Source organism: Streptomyces crystallinus (genome assembly GCF_039521265.1).
Taxonomy (GTDB): domain Bacteria; phylum Actinomycetota; class Actinomycetes; order Streptomycetales; family Streptomycetaceae; genus Streptomyces; species Streptomyces crystallinus.
Genome location: NZ_BAAACA010000023.1, coordinates 35169 through 52622, shown reverse-complemented (window position 1 = coordinate 52622; position 17454 = coordinate 35169). Strand labels below are relative to the sequence as shown.

Below are 17454 nucleotides of genomic sequence, written 5' to 3'. Positions count from 1 at the left end.
CACCGCTCCCTGCGCATCGACCGTCGGACAAGAAAAGTTGTCCCCCGACCCTATCGCGCCGAGCGTCTTGTCCCCTACCGCATTAGGGGGCCGCCGAAGCGGAGTCTTCCGGCCCGATTGTACGCAGTGCACCACCTTGAGTACTCTGCGTGGCCCATGGGTTCCCATCTGCCCGCAGAGCTGAATCGCTTCGTCGGGCGAGAACGTGAACTGGCCGCGCTGCACGGGCTGCTGGCCGAGGCGCGGCTGACCACCGTGGTCGGGGTCGGCGGTGTCGGCAAGACCCGCCTCGTGCTGCGCGCCGCGGCGGACCCGGCCGTGCAGGAACGCTACGGCGACGGTGTCCGGCCCGCCGACCTCTCCACGGTCACCGACCCGGAGCTGCTCGACCACGCGGTCCTCGAAGCGCTCGGGCTCACCGACCACACCAGCCGCCCGCCGCGCCGCGTCCTCCTGGACCATCTGGCCGACCGCACGCTCCTGCTGGTCCTGGACGGCTTCGAGCAGCTCGTGGACGCCTGCGCGGAGCTGGTGGGCGAGCTGCTGCGCCGCTCCCCCGGGCTGCGGGTGCTCGCCGCCGGGCGGTTGCCCCTGCGGCTGGCCGGCGAGCGGCTGCTCGCGCTGGCGCCGATGGACGACGAGGACGCCGTGGCGCTCTTCACCGACCGGGCCGCCGCCGGACCCGGCGGCCGCACGCCCACCCACGCGGAGGCGGCGGCCACCCTGGAGCTGTGCCGCAGGCTCGACGGGATCCCGCTGGCCCTGGAGCTGGCGGCCGGGCGGCTCGGCGCGCTCTCCGTCGAACAGGTGCTGCACCGCCTGGACGACCGCTTCCGCCTGCTGACCCGTGGCGGACGCGGGACCGTGGCGCGCCACCAGACCCTGCGCACCACGATCGGCTGGAGCCACGAGCTGTGCACCCCGGCCCAGCGGCTGCTGTGGGCGCGGCTCTCGGTGTTCGCCGGGACGTTCGACCTGGAGGCCGTCGAGTACGTCTGCGTCGGCCCGGACCTGCCGCCCGAGTCCGTGCTGGACGTGGTGCAGGAGCTTTTGGACCACTCGCTGGTGGTCCGCGAGGACGGCCCGGCGGGCGTGCGCTACCGGATGCTCGACACCGTACGGGAGTACGGCGCCGGCTGGCTGGCGGCGGCCGGCGACGCGGAGCGGCTGCGCCGGCGCCACCGCGACTGGTATCTGGGGCTCGCCACCTGGTGCGAGCTGGACTGGTTCAGCCCGCGCCAGGCCGAGGTGGCGGTGCGGGTGGAGGCCGAACTGCCCAATCTGCGGGCCGCGATGGACCACTCGCTGGACCGGGCGCAGGACACGCATCTGGCCCAGTACCTGGCGGGCACGCTCTGGTTCTGCTGGGTGGGCTGCGGACGGCTCGCCGAGGGCGCGCACTGGCTGGGGCTCGCCCTGGAGGCGGAGGGCGGCGACCACGGCCGCGCCCGGCTCAAGGCGCTGTGGGTGCTCGGCTATGTCTCGGTGCTGCGCGGCGAGAGCGCCGCGGCGATCGCGGCGCTGCACGAGTGCCGCGAGGAGGCCGAGCGCACCGGCGACCTGGCGGCGCGGGCGTACGCGGTGCACCGCACGGGCTGTCTGGCGCTGGTCTCGGACGACATGCCGAGGGCCGAGGAGCTGCTGCGGGCGGCGCTCGCCCAGTACGAGGAGATCGGCGAGCTCAACAGCAATGTGCTGATGGCGCGGATCGAGCTGGCCATGGCGGTGGCGTTCCTCGGCCACCTCGAAGAGGCCGTGGTGATGTGCGAGCAGGTGGTGGAGGTCTGCGCGGACCACGGCGAGCGCTGGGCCAGGGCGTACGCGCTGTACGTCCTCGGGTACGCGGCCTGGCACGCCAAGGACCTGGACCGGGCGCGGGCGCTGCTGTGCGAGTGCCTGGAGATCGACCACGCCTTCCACGACCTGCTGGGCACGGTGCTCGCGCTGGAGCTGGTGGCGCTGGTCGCGGTGGACGGCGGCGATCCGGCGCAGGCGGCGGTGCTCCAGGGGGCGGCCGAGGGGATCTGGCCGTCGGTGGGCCTGCCGCTGTTCGGCTCGGCGTGCTTCAACGCCGCGCATGTGCTGTGCGAGCAGCGCTCCCGGGAGCGCCTGGGCGACCCGGCGTACGAGACGTTCCGCGGCCGGGGGCGCGCGCTCGGCCTGGACGCGGCGGTGGCGCGGGCGCTGGCGGGCGCTGGGGAGAGGGATCGCGAGGTGCCCGCGGCCCGGGAGGCCGCGCCACAGACGCGAGGACCCGCCGCCTCCCGCTCCGTGCGGAGCGAGGGGACGGCGGGCCGGAGCGCGGAGCGCTGACTACTGCGCCTGGATCAGCGGGCGTAGTACTCGACGACGAGCTGCTCGTCGCAGATGACCGGGATTTCCTTGCGGTTCGGGTCGCGGTCCAGGCGGAAGGCCAGGGCCTTCAGGTTCACCTGGAGGTAGCGCGGGGTCTCGCCCTCGCCGGCGTAGCCACCCTCGCGGGCAACCTGGAAGGGGTGCTTCGCACGGCTGCGCTCGCGGACGGTGATGACGTCGTCCGGACGGACACGGAACGACGGCTTGTCGACCTTGCCGCCGTTGACCTCGATGTGGCCGTGGACGACCATCTGGCGGGCCTGGTAGATGGTGCGGGCGATGCCCGAACGCAGGACCAGGGCGTCGAGGCGGCGCTCGAGCTCGACGACCAGCGCCTCGCCCGTCTTGCCCTCGGCCTTCTTGGCGCGGTCGTAGGCACGCGCCATCTGACGCTCAGAGATGTCGTACTGCGCGCGCAGACGCTGCTTCTCGAGCAGACGGACCTTGTAGTCCGAGTTCTGCTTGCGGCCACGGCCGTGCTCGCCCGGCGGGTACGGACGGGCCTCGAAGTACTTGACGGCCTTCGGCGTCAGCGCGATGCCGAGCGCACGAGACTTCTTGACCTTGGGACGCGACTGGTTAGGCACGTTCTCCAAACCTCCATGGTTGGGTTAGGTTAGGCTCACCTTACTCAAGGAGATCGTATGTCTCGTCCGGGGAACACCAGTCACATCACGGACAGCACGAAGAAGGCCGAACCCGCAGAAGGGGTCGGCTCCACCGGCCCGCAGAACGGGGCCGGTACCGGTGCGCAGCATGCCACCGGTCACGTGACGGAGGTCCGATCAGATCGTGGTCAGCCGCGTCCCAGCGGACTTGAAATCGCGCGGATGCCGTCAGCAGCCGAGCGCACACGAACTCTCGTACATAGTACCTGCTCGTCGGTGCTGCTCATTACCGGCCTCGAGGGCGCCCGCCCGGAGCAGCTGGTGCCCCGGCTGCGCAACGTCGGCCCCGAGGGCGATCTGTTCCTGCTCTTCCCCGCCGACTCGCCCGCCGTACGGGCCGCCACCCACGCCCAGGACGACGAGCTCTCGGCGGTCCTGGAGATCACCGATGTGGCGCCGGTCTCCGTCCCCCACCGTATCCGGGGCCGCGCCTGGGTCACCGGCTGGCTCACCCGGGTGCCGGGCCTGGCCCCGCCCGGCAGCATGACGCTGCGCCTGGAGGTGAACGAGGCGTACGTGGACGACCTGTGGGGCGCGAGCGCGGTGGAGCCCGAGGCGTTCGCGGCCGCCCTGCCCGATCCGCTGGTCGCGGACGAGACCGAGCTGCTCCAGCATCTGCACGCCCACCACGGGGAGCAGGTGCGCTCGCTGTGCGGGCTGGTGGCCCGGGAGGGGAGCGGGGGGATGAAGTCGGTCACCCCGCTGGCCCTGGACCGGTTCGGTCTGCGGGTGCGCTTCCAGGACACCTCCGGGCACTGCTTCGACGCGCGCTTCGAGTTCCCGGAGCCGGTGACGGGCCTCGGCCCGCTGCGCCGGGCGATGCGGCGGCTCTTCGAGGCGGCGGCGGACTGAAGGGGAGGGGGGCTAACCGCGAGCGGGGGGGCGGCCGCCGGAAGCAGTCGGGCTGTGTCTGCGGGTCCGATGCGGCTGGTCGCGCAGTTCCCCGCGCCCCTTGAGGGGCAGCCGGTGCCGCACCCGCTTTCCACCGTGGTCAGTCCCCCCGGCCCAGCCGTTCGCGGACCTTCTCCACCACGTCCGCGTAGCGCGCCTCCGCGCCGTAGCGCGTCGGCTCGTAGTAGCGCTTGTCGGCCACCGCGTCCGGGGCGTACTGCTGGGCGGCGATCGCGCCCGGCACGTCGTGCGGGTAGACATAGCCCTGGGCGTGGCCCAGCTTGGCCGCGCCCTTGTAGTGGCCGTCGCGCAGATGCGGCGGGACCGGGCCGGCCAGGCCCTTGCGGACGTCCTCCATCGCGGCGGAGATCGCGGTCGTCGCCGCGTTCGACTTGGGGGCCAGCGCCAGGGCGATCGTGGCGTGGCTGAGCGTGAGGGCCGCCTCCGGGAAGCCGATCATGGCGACCGCCTGCGCGGCGGCGACGGCCGTCGGCAGCGCCGTGGGGTCCGCGAGGCCGATGTCCTCGCTCGCCGAGATCATCAGCCGGCGCGCGATGAACCTGGGGTCCTCGCCCGCCTCGATCATCCTGGCCAGATAGTGCAGCGCCGCGTCCACGTCCGAGCCGCGGATCGACTTGATCAGGGCGCTCGCCACGTCGTAGTGCTGGTCGCCGTCCTTGTCGTACTTCACCGCCGCCCGGTCGACCGTCTCCTCGACCGTCCGGAGCGTGATCTCCCGCTCCTCCTGGTCCAGGGCCGAGCCCGCGGCCGCCTCCAGGGCGGTGAGCGCGCGGCGGGCGTCGCCGCCCGCGATCCTCAGCAGATGCGCCTCGGCGTCCTCCGCCAGCGTCACCGCGCCGCCGAGCCCGCGCTCCTCCTCGACCGCCCGGCGCAGCAGGGCGCGCAGGTCGTCGTCGGTGAGCGGCTCCAGGGTCAGCAGCAGGGAGCGGGAGAGCAGCGGGGAGATCACCGAGAAGTACGGGTTCTCGGTGGTCGCCGCGATCAGGGTCACCCAGCGGTTCTCCACGGCCGGGAGCAGCGAGTCCTGCTGGGCCTTGGAGAAGCGGTGGATCTCGTCGAGGAAGAGGACGGTCTCCTTGCCGAAGCCGCCGATGGCCCGGCGGGCCCCGTCGATCACGGCCCGCACTTCCTTGACGCCCGCGGTGATCGCGGAGAGCTCGACGAAGCGCTTGTTGGTGGCCTTGGAGACCACATACGCCAGGGTCGTCTTCCCGGTGCCCGGCGGGCCCCACAGGATCACCGAGGAGGGCCCGGCGGGACCGCCGCTGCCCTCCCCCACCAGGCGCCGCAGCGGCGAGCCGGGCTTGAGCAGATGCTGCTGCCCGACCACTTCGTCGAGGGTGCGCGGGCGCATCCGGACGGCCAGAGGGCTGCCCGCCGGGTCTTTCTCCTGGCGGTCCTCTGCGGCTGCGGTGAACAGGTCGGGCTCCACGTCAAGAACCCTATGCCACCCCACTGACAACGCCGCCGCCGTGGGGAAATCCCCTGGTCAGACGGGTCAGCCGGGTCAGCTGGTCCAGAAGTCCCACCAGCGGGTCAGGATGAGCATCCCGATGATCCCGACGTGCAGCACCGGCAGCACCCAGGTGAACTCGGACAGGAACGACTTCAGCCAGCCGGGCGCCGGCAGCAGGCCCCGGCGGATGTTGTGCGAGGTCAGGTACCAGAACATGAAGATCGTGGCGACCCAGGCCAGGCTGCACCACAGGCAGAGCGCGTTGATCCGGTACAGCGACTCGAACTGGAGCCAGCTGCAGAAGCCGACGCCGAAGAGCGTGCCCGCGTTGAAGGTCAGCCAGTACCAGCGGCGAAAGCGCGCGCCCGCCAGCAGGCTCATGCCGACCGCGATGACGATCCCGTACGCCACCAGGCCCAGCATCGGGTTCGGGAAGCCGAACGCCGAGGCCTGGTCGCTCTTCATGATGTTGCCGCAGGAGACGACCGGGTTGAGGCTGCACCCGGGGGTGAAGTCCGGGTCTTCGAGCAGCTTGAACTTGTCGATGGTGATGACCCACGCGGCCAGCAGTCCGGCGGCTCCCGTGATCACCAGGAGCCATGCGAAGGCGCGGCTGCCGCCGACGGTGCCCTTGGTGTTCACCTGCTCCTGGCCGGAGGAGACGTCGTCAACTGTTGTGGTCATATCGCCGTTCCGTCGTTCCGTGGCTGCGGGGCAGGGGCCATTGTGCCGCAATCCGTGGCCCGGCCACCGTTCGATGGAGATAAGGACGCCCGGCTTCGGCCGCGCCAAGTCCGGCTCGCGAGGACCGGACTTGGCACTTCACCGCCGGCGTCATCCATCAGGACGACGGCGTACGTACCGAGTTGACCCGGTGGTCAGACCAGACGCGCGCGTACGGCCTCGACGACCTCCGCGACGGGGACCGCCACCTGGTCGCCGGACTCCATGTCCTTGAGCTGGACCACGCCGTCGGCCAGGTCCCGCTCGCCCGCCACGATCGTGAGCCGGGCGCCGGAGCGGTTGGCGTTCTTCATGGCGCCCTTGAGGCCCTTGCCGCCGTAGCTGAAGTCGGTCGCGACCCCGCCCCGGCGCAGCTCGGTGACCACGCGGAACAGCACCCGGCGCGCCTCCTCGCCCAGCGGCACCGCGAAGACGCTGGTCGCGGAGGGGATGTCGAGGGCGACGCCCTCGGCCTCCAGCGCCAGGACCGTACGGTCGACGCCGAGCGCCCAGCCCACCGACGGCAGCGCGGGGCCGCCGATCATCTCGGAGAGGCCGTCGTAGCGGCCGCCGCCGCCGACCGCGGACTGCGAGCCCAGACCGTCGTGGACGAACTCGAAGGTGGTGCGGGTGTAGTAGTCGAGGCCGCGGACCAGCTTGGGGTCGTCCTCGTACACCACGCCCTCGGCGTTCAGCAGCTCGCGGACCTCCTCGTGGTACGCCTTGCAGGCGTCGCACAGGTAGTCGCGCAGCAGCGGCGCGCCCACCAGCTGCTTCTGGACCGCGTCCCGCTTGTCGTCCAGGACGCGCAGCGGGTTGATCTCGGCGCGGCGCAGGGTGTCCTCGTCGAGGTCGAGGCCGCGCAGGAAGTCCTGGAGCGCGGCCCGGTAGACGGGACGGCACTCCTGGTCGCCCAGCGAGTTCAGCAGGATGCGGAAGTTCCGCAGGCCCAGCGAGCGGTAGGCGTCATTGGCCAGGATGATCAGCTCGGCGTCGAGCGCCGGGTCCTCGGCGCCGATCGCCTCGGCACCGACCTGCGAGAAGTGCCTGTAGCGGCCCTTCTGGGGGCGCTCGTAGCGGTAGTACGAGCCCGAGTACCAGAGCTTGACCGGGAGGTTTCCGGCCTTGTGCAGATTGGCCTCCAGGGCCGCGCGCAGCACGGACGCGGTGCCCTCGGGGCGCAGGGCGAGGCGGTCGCCGCCCTTGGTCTCGAAGGCGTACATCTCCTTGGTGACGATGTCGGTGGACTCGCCGACGCCGCGCGCGAAGAGCTCGACGTTCTCGAAGCCCGGGGTCTCGACGTAGCCGTAGCCGGAGTTGCGCAGCGGGGCCGCGATGGCCTCGCGCACGGCCAGGTAGGTGGCGCTGTTCGGCGGCAGCAGGTCGTAGGTGCCCTTGGGGGCCTGGAAGGTACTCATGGGGAAGCTTCTCGTCACATTCCTCGTCGGGGAGAGGCGATGCCCTCTCCCAGGCCGGCGGCCACCTGCCGCAGATAGGGGTTGGTGGCGCGCTCCTGGCCGATGGTGGTCTGGGAGCCGTGGCCGGACAGCACCACGGTCGAGTCGTCGAGCGGCAGGCACACCCGGCCCAGCGACTCGAGGAGCTCGGCGTGGCTGCCGCCGGGCAGGTCGGTGCGTCCGACGGAGCCGGCGAAGAGCAGGTCGCCCGAGAACAGGATCGGAGGAATGTCCTCCGCCTCGGGCAGCCCGAACGTCACCGACCCCTTGGTATGGCCGGGCGCATGCGAGACGGTCAGCTCCATACCGGCCAGCGCCAGCGTGGCGCCGTCGGTCAGCTCCTTGACGTCGTCGGGTTCCCCGACGGTCAGCTCGCCCATGATCTGCGCGCCGAAGGAGCGGCCGAGCGCCTTCTCCGGGTCGCTCATCATGTACCGGTCCGAGGGGTGGATCCAGGCGGGCACGTCGTGCGCCCCGCACACCGGGACCACCGAGGCGCAGTGGTCGATGTGGCCATGGGTGAGGACGACGGCGACGGGCTTGAGCCGATGTTTCCGGAGCGCGTCCTCGACTCCCTGGGCGGCCTGGTGGCCCGGGTCGATGATCACGCACTCCTCGCCTGCGGCGGGGGCGACCAGATAGCAGTTGGTGCCCCAGGCCCCGGCGGGGAACCCGGCAATGAGCACGATCGTCCTCAATTTCTCGTACGTCGGGTGATTGCGGCTGTTCAGAGCCTACCGGCGCTGCTCCTGTCACAGCGAACCCATATACGGTACGGGCACAGTCCGCGCGTACACGCGTCCTACCCGACTACACCGCACAAGGAGACCACCGGTGGTCAGCAGCGATCAGCGCCGGCGCCAGCTCGCCCGGGAGAAGTTCGAGCGTCAGCAGCGCCGCCGTGAGGAGGCCCGCCGCAAGGCCAAGCTCCGCAACACCGTCATCGCGGCCGTCCTCGCGGTCGTCGTGGTGGGCGGCGGGGCGGCCTTCGCCACGGGCGCCTTCGACGGCGACGACGACAAGAAGTCGGACTCGGCGGCGCCGAGCGAGACCCCGACGCCTTCGAAGAGCAAGGACTCCGCCCCGGAGCCGAAGATGGCGATCGACCAGAAGGCCTCGTACACGATGTCGCTGAAGACCAGCGCCGGGGACATCGCCTTCAAGATGGACGCGGCGAAGACGCCGCACACGGCCAACTCGTTCAAGTCCCTCGCCGACAAGGGCTTCTTCGACAACACGAAGTGCCACCGGCTGACCACGCAGGGCATCTTCGTGCTCCAGTGCGGCGACCCCAAGGGCGACGGCACCGGCGGCCCCGGCTACACGATCCCGGACGAGAACCTCACCGGTCTGGGCAAGGCGGCCGCGGACGGCACGGTGACGTATCCGGCGGGCACCGTCGCCATGGCCAACACCGGCCAGCCGCACACCGGCGGCAGCCAGTTCTTCCTGGTCTACAAGGAGACCAAACTCCCGCCCACCTACACGCCGTTCGGCACGATGGACGCCGCCTCGCTGAAGGCCGTCCAGGAGGTGGCGAAGGCCGGGGTCGCGGGCGGCGCCGGGGACGGCGCGCCGAAGACGGCCGTCACCATCACGAAGGGCGCCGTCAACAAGGACTGACCCGCGGAATTCGGCCGCGCTGAGTGCGGACAGCCGGGCGGCCGGTCGCCTAGATTGGCGTTGTGCAGCGCGGCGACGAACGCGTTGTGGAGGGCGGGCGAGGCCCGTCCCGGAAACTGTGGACGATGCCACGAGGGCCGAACCCCTCGCGCAGGCATCATGTGGAGGAGGCGCTGTGAGCAGCGACCCGTGGGGCCGCGTCGACGAGACGGGCACCGTGTATGTGCGTACAGCCGAGGGCGAAGTCGTCGTCGGATCGTGGCAGGCGGGGACTCCCGAGGAGGCCCTGGCCTACTTCGAGCGCAAATACGAGGGCCTGGTTGTCGAGATCGGCCTCCTCGAACGACGGGTGAGGACCACCGACCTGTCGGCGAAGGACGCCCAGACCGCCATCGACCATCTGCGCACCCAGGTGGACGAGCACCACGCGGTGGGCGACCTCGACGCGCTCCGCAAGCGGCTCGACAAGCTGGTGGAGACCGTCGAGTCGCGGCGCGAGGAGCGCAAGGTCCAGAAGGCCAAGCAGACCGACGAGGCCAAGCACGCCAAGGAGGCGCTGGTCGCCGAGGCCGAGGAGCTGGCGCAGAGCGAGCAGTGGCGCTCGGCCGGCGAGCGGCTGCGGGCGCTCGTGGACACCTGGAAGGGCCTGCCCCGGCTCGACCGGAAGTCCGACGACGAGCTGTGGCACCGCTTCTCGCACGCGCGCTCGGCGTTCTCCAAGCGCCGCAAGGCGCACTTCGCGTCGCTGGACGCGCAGCGCGAGGAGGCCCGCAAGGCCAAGGAGAAGCTGGTCGTCGAGGCCGAGTCGCTGTCCTCGTCCACGGACTGGGGCACCACCGCCGCCCGCTACCGCGAGCTGATGGCGGACTGGAAGGCGGCGGGCCGCGCCCAGCGCGAGGCCGAGGACGAGCTGTGGAACCGCTTCCGCGGCGCCCAGGACGTCTTCTTCGCCGCGCGCAGCGAGGTCTTCGCGGAGCGGGACGCCGAGCAGACCGAGAACCTGAAGCTCAAGGAGGAGCTGGCCGTCGAGGCCGAGAAGCTCGTCCCGGTGACCGACCTGAAGGCGGCCCGCGCCGCCTTCCGCGGCATCAACGAGCGCTGGGAGGCCGTCGGCCATGTGCCGCGCGACGCCCGCCCGAAGGTCGAGGGCCGGATGCACGCCGTGGAGCGGGCGCTCCAGGAGGCCGAGGAGTCGGAGTGGCGCCGCACCAACCCGGAGGCACGCGCGCGTGCCGCGGGTCTGACCGGCCAGCTCCAGGCCGCCGTCGACAAGCTGCGCGGCCAGATCGACGCGGCGCGCGCGGCGGGCAACAACGCCAGGGCCGACAAGCTCGCCAAGGAGCTGGAGGGCCGCCAGGCACTGCTCGACCAGGCCCTGAAGGGTCTGGAGGAGTTCGGCGGCTGACACCGCCGTAGCCGCACGAGAGGGCCTCCCGTACGTCACGTACGGGAGGCCCTCTCGCGGTGGCCAGGGGGCCTTACGGCCTGCGCGCCGAGGTCACCCGGTACACGTCGTACACGCCCTCCACTCCCCGTACGGCCTTCAGGACGTGGCCGAGGTGCTTGGGGTCGCCCATCTCGAAGGTGAAGCGGGAGGTGGCCACCCGGTCGCGGGAGGTCTGGACGGCCGCCGACAGGATGTTGACGTGCTGGTCGGACAGGACGCGGGTGACGTCCGACAGGAGCCGGGAGCGGTCGAGGGCCTCGACCTGGATGGCGACCAGGAAGACCGACGACTGGGTCGGGGCCCACTCGACCTCCAGGATCCGCTCCGGCTGCTGCGAGAGCGAGTCCACGTTGACGCAGTCCGCGCGGTGCACCGAGACGCCGCTGCCACGGGTGACGAAGCCGATGATCGGGTCGCCGGGGACGGGCGTACAGCAGCGGGCCAGCTTGACCCACACGTCCTCGACGCCCTTGACCACCACGCCCGGGTCGGCGTTGGCGCGGCGCTTGCTGCGCCCGCGCGAGGGCGGCGCCGACTCGGCGATGTCCTCGTTGGCCGCCTCCTCGCCGCCGAGCGCCTGCACCAGCTTCTGGACGACGCCCTGCGCGGCCACATGGCCCTCGCCGATCGCCGCGTACAGGGAGGAGATGTCGGGGTAGCGCATCTCGTGCGCCAGGGTGACCAGGGAGTCGCCGGTGAGGATGCGCTGGATCGGCAGGTTCTGCTTGCGCATGGCGCGCGCGATGGCGTCCTTGCCCTGCTCGATCGCCTCGTCGCGGCGCTCCTTGGAGAACCAGCCGCGGATCTTGTTGCGGGCGCGGGGCGACTTGACGAAGCCCAGCCAGTCGCGCGAGGGGCCGGCGCCGGCCGCCTTGGAGGTGAAGACCTCGACCAGGTCGCCGTTGTCCAGGGTGGATTCGAGCGGCACCAGCCGTCCGTTGACCCGTGCGCCTATCGTGCGGTGGCCGACCTCGGTGTGCACCGCGTACGCGAAGTCGACGGGTGTGGCACCCGCCGGGAGCGCTATGACGTCGCCCTTGGGGGTGAAGACGAAGACCTCGTTGCGGGAGAGGTCGAAGCGCAGGGACTCCAGGAACTCGCTGGGGTCCTCGGTCTCCTTCTGCCAGTCGAGCAGCTGGCGCAGCCACGCCATGTCGTTGATGTGGTCGTCCTTGCCGGCCTTCTTCGGCACGTCGGTACGCACCTTGGAGGCACCGGCGACGGCCTCCTGCTTGTACTTCCAGTGCGCGGCGATGCCGTACTCGGCACGGCGGTGCATGTCGAACGTACGGATCTGGAGCTCGACCGGCTTGCCGTTGGGGCCGATGACCGTCGTGTGCAGCGACTGGTACATGTTGAACTTGGGCATCGCGATGTAGTCCTTGAACCGCCCCGGAACCGGGTTCCAGCGGGCGTGGACCGTGCCGAGCGCCGCGTAGCAGTCGCGGACGGTGTCCACCAGGACGCGGATGCCCACCAGGTCGTAGATCTCCGCGAAGTCACGGCCGCGGACGATCATCTTCTGGTAGACGCTGTAGTAGTGCTTGGGCCGGCCGGTGACGGTCGCCTTGATGCGGGCGGCGCGCAGGTCGGACTGGACCTCGTCGGTCACTATGGCCAGGTACTCGTCGCGCTTGGGGGCGCGCTCGGCCACCAGCCGCACGATCTCGTCGTACATCTTGGGGTAGAGGATCGCGAAGGCGAGGTCCTCCAGCTCCCACTTGATGGTGTTCATGCCCAGGCGGTGGGCGAGCGGTGCGTAGATCTCCAGGGTCTCGCGGGCCTTCTTCTCCTGCTTCTCCCGCTTGAGGTACCGCATGGTGCGCATGTTGTGCAGCCGGTCCGCGAGCTTGATGACCAGGACGCGCGGGTCCTTGGCCATCGCGACGACCATCTTGCGTACCGTCTCGGCCTGCGCGGCGTCGCCGAACTGGACCCGGTCGAGCTTGGTGACGCCGTCGACGAGCAGGGCCACCTGGTCGCCGAAGTCGCGGCGCAGGGTGTCCAGGCCGTACTCGGTGTCCTCGACGGTGTCGTGCAGCAGCCCGGCCATCAGGGTCGCCGGGTCCATGCCCAGCTCGGCGAGGATGGTGGTGACGGCGAGCGGGTGGGTGATGTACGGGTCGCCGCTCTTGCGCTTCTGGCCGCGGTGCCAGCGCTCGGCGACCTGGTAGGCCTTCTCGACCTGGCGCAGCGTGGCGGTCTCGATCTTCGGGTCGTTGCTGCGCACTATCCGCAGCAGCGGCTCCAGGACCGGGTTGTACGCCGAGGAGCGCTGCACACCGAGGCGGGCGAGGCGGGCGCGGACGCGGTTGGAGGAGCCGGCGGAGCGCGAGACGGAGCCCGCGGGCGGTACGGGCTTGGGGGCCGGGGCCGCCGCGAGGGGCCGCTGGGGCGGCTGCGGCTTCGTCGGACCGGGCTCCGCCGCGGGCTGCTGGGGCGCGGCGGGGGCCGCCGTGGCCTGCTCGGCCTGCTGGTCGGGCCGCTCGGCGGAGAGTGGCTGGGCCTCGTCTGGCAAGAGCGCTCCTCTGCGGGTCCCCCCGGACGGGGTCTGGGGGAGGATCCGGGTCCCCCGGTCAGGCCCGGAAATCCCATGGTATCGATCCTGGGCGGCCGGTTCGTGCCGGGCGGGTCCGAGCGCCCGTGTGGGGGAAACGCACAAGGCGGGCGCCGGATTCCTCCGACGCCCGCCTCCATGCGTTCGCTGCCCTGGTCAGAGCGTGATGAGAGCCTCCAGCGGGGCCCCGCGCAAGGCGGGTTCCAGCCGCTCTCGCCCGGCCAGGAAGCCGAGCTCCATCAGGACCGCCACTCCGGCCACCTCGGCCCCGGCCCGCCGGATGAGCTCCAGCGAGGCCTCGGCCGTGCCACCGGTCGCCAGCACGTCGTCGATGACCATCACGCGGTCGCCCGCGGCCAGGTCCTCGGCGTGCACCTCGATCTCGGCCGTGCCGTACTCCAGCTCGTACGCCTGCGAGAGCGTCGCTCCGGGGAGCTTGCCCGCCTTGCGCACGGGGATGAAGCCGATGCCGGCGCGGACCGCGACCGGGGCCGCCAGGATGAAGCCGCGCGCCTCCAGGCCGACGATCTTCGTCGCGCCGTGCCGGACGCACAGCTCGGCGAGCTCCTCGGTCAGAGCCGTGAACGCCGCCGGGTCCGCGAGCAGCGGCGTGATGTCCTTGAACAGCACGCCCGGCTTCGGGTAGTCCGGTACGTCACGGATGCGGCTGAGCAGCAGCTCCTGGGTGGAGACCGTCATCGGCGCTTCCCCCGGTTGTTGCGGGAGGGCTGGCGGCGCTGGCCGACGACCGCACCGGCGGTCGCGGTGTCCTCCACGTCCTCGACGCCGTCCCTCGGCTCCTCGTCACGCGGCTCGTCGGCGCTCTCGCCCTTGGCCGCGGCGGCGGCCCGCTTGGCGAGCACCCGCTTCTTGAGGGCCTTCATCTGCGGGTCGCGCTCCTTGAGGTCCGCGACCAGCGGGGTGGCGATGAAGATCGACGAGTACGCACCGGCCGCGAGGCCGACGAACAGCGACAGCGAGATGTCGTTCAGCATGCCGGCGCCGAGGACGCCGCCACCGATGAACAGCAGACCCGCCACCGGGAGCAGCGCGACGACCGTGGTGTTGATGGAGCGCACCAGGGTGCCGTTGAGGCTCTTGTTGGCCATCTCGCTGTAGGTGAGCCTGGTCTGCTTGGTGAGGCCCCGCTGGCCCTCCTTGAGACCGTCGAAGACGACGACGGTGTCGTAGAGCGAGTAACCGAGGATGGTCAGCAGACCGATCACGGTGCCGGGGGTGACCTCGAAGCCGACCAGTGCGTAGACACCGACGGTGATCGTGATGTCGTGGATCAGCGCGACCAGGGCCGCGAGGGCCATGCGCCACTCGAAGGCGATCGCCAGATAGATCACCACGAGGATCATGAACACGATCAGACCGGTCCACGCCTTGTTGGCGATCTGGTCGCCCCAGCTGGGACCGACGAGGTCGGCGTTGATGTCCTCGGCCGGGACCTTGAGCTCCTTGGAGAGCTCGGTCTTGATCGAGTCCGACTTCGCGGTGTCGATCCCGCTGATCTGGATGCGCAGGCCCTTGTTGCCGAGCTTCTGGACGATCGCGTCGTGGCCGGAGGCGCGCTCGGCGACCTCCTCCGCCTGGGCGACCGAGGCGCTGGTCTTCGGGGTGGTGAAGACCGCGCCGCCCTCGAACTCGATACCCATCGTCAGACCCCGCACCGCCAGGCCCAGGATGGCCGTGATGGTGATCAGGATCGAGATGCCGTACCAGATCTTCCGCTTGCCGACGAAGTCGTAGCCGACCTCACCGCGGTAGAGCCGGGCGCCGAGATGACCGAGTCGCGACATCTCACGCCTCCTTCGGGTCGGTGGGAGCGGCGGTGGTGCGGCGGGCGCGGCGCAGCGGCGGCTTGGCACCGAGGCGCTTGGGGTCCAGGCCGGACCAGGAGTGGCCACTGGCGAAGAACTTCTTGCGCGCCAGGAGCGTCATCACCGGCTTGGTGAACAGGAACACCACGACGATGTCGAGCAGGGTGGTCAGACCCAGCGTGAACGCGAAGCCCTGGACCTTGCCGACGGTCACGATGAACAGCACCGCGGCGGCGAGGAAGGACACGAAGTCGGACACCATGATCGTGCGTCGGGCGCGCGGCCAGGCCCGCTCCACGGCGGGGCGCAGCGTGCGGCCCTCGCGGATCTCGTCGCGGATCCGTTCGAAGTACACGATGAACGAGTCCGCGGTGATACCGATGGCCACGATGGCACCGCAGACCGCGGGCAGGTTCAGCGCGAAGTTGATGGCCGGACCGAGCAGCGCCATGATCACGTACGTGAGGACCGCCGAGACCACGAGGCTGAGGATGGCGACCAGCGCCAGGCCCCGGTAGTAGAGCACCAGGTAGATGATGACCAGCGCCAGGCCGATGGCGCCGGCGATCAGACCGGCGTGCAGCTGGTCGGCGCCGAGGGCCGCGGTGACGGTGGTGACGCTCTGCTCCTCGAAGGAGAGCGGCAGGGCGCCGTAGGACAGCACGTTCGCCAGGTCGGTGGCGGAGCGCTGGTTGAAGCTGCCGGAGATCTCGGCGCTGCCGCTGAGCGTCTGGCTCACCGACGGGGCGGAGACGACCTGGTTGTCCAGCGCGATGGCGAACTGGTTCTGCGGGGACTGCTGCTTCGACAGCTTGCCGGTGATCGACTGGAACTTCTTCGAGCCCTTGCCCGTGAAGTCCATCTGCACGATCCACATGCCGCGCTGCTGGTCGATGACCGCCTTGGCCTTCTTGACGTCCGTGCCCTCGATCTCGGCCGGGCCCAGGATGTACTTGGCCTCGCCGGTCTGGTCACAGGCCGCGATGGTGTCGGTGGCCTTGCTGCCGAAGGCGGCCTTGGCGCGGGACTCCTTGGTGGAGCAGTCGAGGCTCTCGAACTGCTTCTGGAGCTTGGCGACGGCCGCCGCGTCGCCGGTGGGCGGCGCGGGCGGGGTCGTCCCCGGCTTCGGCGGGGTCGGGGCGCCCGGCCTGGTCTTCGGGGACGGCTTGCCGTCCGCCTTCAGGGCGTCGGTCAGGGCGCGGCCCTGCGGGGTCGACTTCGCGCTCGGCTTGGCCGACGGCGTCGAGGACGGCTTGTTCTTGTCGCCGTTCTTGCCCGCGTCCTTGCTGGCCGAGGGGCTCGGCGTGCCGCTGGGCTGCGGCTTGGCCGGGGTGCCGGCGGCGACCGTCAGGACGGGCCGGAAGTACAGCTTGGCGGTGGTGCCGACCTGCTGGCGGGCCTGCTCCGAGTTCGTCCCCTTGGGGATGTTGACGATGATGTTGCGATCGCCCTGGGTCTGGACCTCGGCCTCGGAGACACCCAGGCCATTGACACGGCGGTTCATGATCGAGACCGCGGTGTCCATGTTGGCCTTGTTGATCGCCTTCTCCTGGCCGGGCTCGGCCTTCGCCTTGAGCGTGATGCTCGTACCGCCGGCGAGGTCGATGCCCAGGCGCGGCGTGTTGTGCCCGGAGGCGAACATGCCGCCCGCGAGGGCCACCATGGCGATCAGGAACAGGACCAGGGTGCGCCCCGGCCTGCCCTGGGCCCCCGCCGGCCTTCGGCCCTTCTTCGGTGCTGCCACCTTGTCGTTTCTCCCTGTCCAACCGCCCGCGCCGGGTGTGCGCCTGGGCGGCCACGAAGTGTTGTGGGGACGTCCCCCGTAAAAGTCGTCACCCTCGGCGGGACCGGTGGGCGCGGGTGCGCGCCCACCGGTCCCCGAGAGTGGCTACTTCGCGCCCGACTCGCCGTCTGCCTTGCCGTCCTTGGGCGCGGCGGCGTCGTCCGCCTCGTCCTTCTTGCCCAGGTCGATCTTGTCCGCCGGGGCGGCCTCGGCCGAGTCGTCGGTGCTCTCGGTCAGCGAGGAGGCGTCGTCCGGCACGGCCGGGAGGTCGGACGCCTCGTCCGAGTCGCCGTGCACGATGCGGTTGTACTCCTCGTCGGAGAGGACCGCGCCGATCGCGTTCTTCGCGTAGACCGCGTGGACTCCCGGGGCCACCTCCAGAAGGACCGTGTCGTCGCCGAGCTCCTTGACGGTGGCGTACATGCCGCCGATGGTGCGGACGCCGGTGCCGGGCTGCATCTCATTGCGCATGGAGGCGGCCTGCTGCTGCTTCCTCTTCGCCGAGCGGGTCATGAGGAACATGGCCCCGATGAGGACGATGAAGGGGAGAAGGGTCACGAGACTCACGGGACGAACTTCCTTCGCACGACCGCGCAAGGAGTGCGGCCTGATCTGGGGGTGGGTATGCCGACCGGCCAATACAAGGG

14 protein-coding genes are annotated in these 17454 nt (G+C 70.9%); 4 read left to right on the top strand and 10 right to left on the bottom strand.

All coding sequences use genetic code 11. The features are described 5' to 3' along the window. The first annotated feature begins 156 nt into the window (after positions 1-156). The gene (locus ABD236_RS19890; RefSeq protein ID WP_344075127.1) at positions 157-2313 is read left to right on the top strand and encodes an ATP-binding protein; all 2157 of its coding nucleotides are present in this window, start codon (positions 157-159) and stop codon (positions 2311-2313) included. A gap of 14 nt (positions 2314-2327) precedes the next feature. Here the strand turns inward: ABD236_RS19890 and rpsD are convergent, their stop codons facing one another. After that, on the bottom strand, positions 2328-2942 hold the full coding sequence (gene rpsD, locus ABD236_RS19885; RefSeq protein WP_188271528.1) for a 30S ribosomal protein S4: 615 nt from the start codon (positions 2940-2942) through the stop codon (positions 2328-2330). A gap of 243 nt (positions 2943-3185) precedes the next feature. On the opposite strand from rpsD, the gene ABD236_RS19880 reads away from it, so the two are divergent. Continuing rightward, on the top strand, positions 3186-3875 hold the full coding sequence (locus ABD236_RS19880) for a DUF2470 domain-containing protein (RefSeq protein WP_344075126.1): 690 nt from the start codon (positions 3186-3188) through the stop codon (positions 3873-3875). Positions 3876-4014: 139 nt separating this feature from the next. Here ABD236_RS19880 and ABD236_RS19875 read toward each other — a convergent pair whose 3' ends face one another. The 4 genes from ABD236_RS19875 to ABD236_RS19860 all read right to left on the bottom strand — a co-directional run bounded on the left by ABD236_RS19875 (position 4015) and on the right by ABD236_RS19860 (position 8257). Next, complete coding sequence (locus tag ABD236_RS19875) at positions 4015-5367, bottom strand: replication-associated recombination protein A (protein ID WP_344075124.1); 1353 nt, start codon at positions 5365-5367, stop codon at positions 4015-4017. Positions 5368-5442: 75 nt separating this feature from the next. Continuing rightward, complete coding sequence (locus tag ABD236_RS19870; protein ID WP_344075123.1) at positions 5443-6075, bottom strand: vitamin K epoxide reductase family protein; 633 nt, start codon at positions 6073-6075, stop codon at positions 5443-5445. 194 nt (positions 6076-6269) lie between these two features. Continuing rightward, positions 6270-7532 carry a histidine--tRNA ligase gene (gene hisS, locus ABD236_RS19865; RefSeq protein WP_344075122.1) on the bottom strand — a complete coding sequence of 421 codons (1263 nt, stop codon included), beginning with the start codon at positions 7530-7532 and terminating at the stop codon, positions 6270-6272. Positions 7533-7546: 14 nt separating this feature from the next. Then, a complete protein-coding gene (locus tag ABD236_RS19860; protein ID WP_329397171.1) occupies positions 7547-8257 on the bottom strand; it encodes an MBL fold metallo-hydrolase in 711 nt (236 codons plus the stop codon). 148 nt (positions 8258-8405) lie between these two features. Here ABD236_RS19860 and ABD236_RS19855 point away from each other — a divergent pair, with 148 nt between their 5' ends. Both ABD236_RS19855 and ABD236_RS19850 read left to right on the top strand, forming a co-directional pair. Further along, a complete protein-coding gene (locus tag ABD236_RS19855; RefSeq protein WP_344075121.1) occupies positions 8406-9194 on the top strand; it encodes a peptidylprolyl isomerase in 789 nt (262 codons plus the stop codon). Between the two features lie 175 nt (positions 9195-9369). Next, positions 9370-10599 carry a DUF349 domain-containing protein gene (locus ABD236_RS19850; protein ID WP_344075120.1) on the top strand — a complete coding sequence of 410 codons (1230 nt, stop codon included), beginning with the start codon at positions 9370-9372 and terminating at the stop codon, positions 10597-10599. A gap of 73 nt (positions 10600-10672) precedes the next feature. Here the strand turns inward: ABD236_RS19850 and ABD236_RS19845 are convergent, their stop codons facing one another. The 5 genes from ABD236_RS19845 to yajC form a co-directional block, all read right to left on the bottom strand. Continuing rightward, entirely contained in the window at positions 10673-13159 is a 2487-nt protein-coding gene (locus ABD236_RS19845) for a RelA/SpoT family protein (protein ID WP_344075118.1), read from the bottom strand. Positions 13160-13354: 195 nt separating this feature from the next. Further along, positions 13355-13897, bottom strand: coding sequence for an adenine phosphoribosyltransferase (locus ABD236_RS19840; RefSeq protein ID WP_344075116.1), 543 nt, complete (start codon positions 13895-13897; stop codon positions 13355-13357). Then, entirely contained in the window at positions 13894-15003 is a 1110-nt protein-coding gene (gene secF, locus ABD236_RS19835) for a protein translocase subunit SecF (protein WP_344075114.1), read from the bottom strand. Before secF ends, ABD236_RS19840 begins: the two co-directional genes overlap by 4 nt. A gap of 1 nt (position 15004) precedes the next feature. Further along, positions 15005-16768 carry a protein translocase subunit SecD gene (secD, locus tag ABD236_RS19830; RefSeq protein ID WP_344075113.1) on the bottom strand — a complete coding sequence of 588 codons (1764 nt, stop codon included), beginning with the start codon at positions 16766-16768 and terminating at the stop codon, positions 15005-15007. 144 nt (positions 16769-16912) lie between these two features. After that, a complete protein-coding gene (gene yajC / locus ABD236_RS19825; RefSeq protein ID WP_344075112.1) occupies positions 16913-17374 on the bottom strand; it encodes a preprotein translocase subunit YajC in 462 nt (153 codons plus the stop codon). Positions 17375-17454: the final 80 nt, after the last annotated feature.

What these genes read in the sequence shown, in the direction of transcription:
- secF (WP_344075114.1), bottom strand. Translation starts at nt 15,003, where the DNA reads ATGTCGCGACTCGGTCATCTCGGCGCCCGGCTCTACCGCGGTGAGGTC.
- ABD236_RS19870 (WP_344075123.1), bottom strand. Translation starts at nt 6,075, where the DNA reads ATGACCACAACAGTTGACGACGTCTCCTCCGGCCAGGAGCAGGTGAAC.
- ABD236_RS19880 (WP_344075126.1), top strand. Translation starts at nt 3,186, where the DNA reads ATGCCGTCAGCAGCCGAGCGCACACGAACTCTCGTACATAGTACCTGC.
- ABD236_RS19840 (WP_344075116.1), bottom strand. Translation starts at nt 13,897, where the DNA reads ATGACGGTCTCCACCCAGGAGCTGCTGCTCAGCCGCATCCGTGACGTA.
- ABD236_RS19890 (WP_344075127.1), top strand. Translation starts at nt 157, where the DNA reads ATGGGTTCCCATCTGCCCGCAGAGCTGAATCGCTTCGTCGGGCGAGAA.
- hisS (WP_344075122.1), bottom strand. Translation starts at nt 7,532, where the DNA reads ATGAGTACCTTCCAGGCCCCCAAGGGCACCTACGACCTGCTGCCGCCG.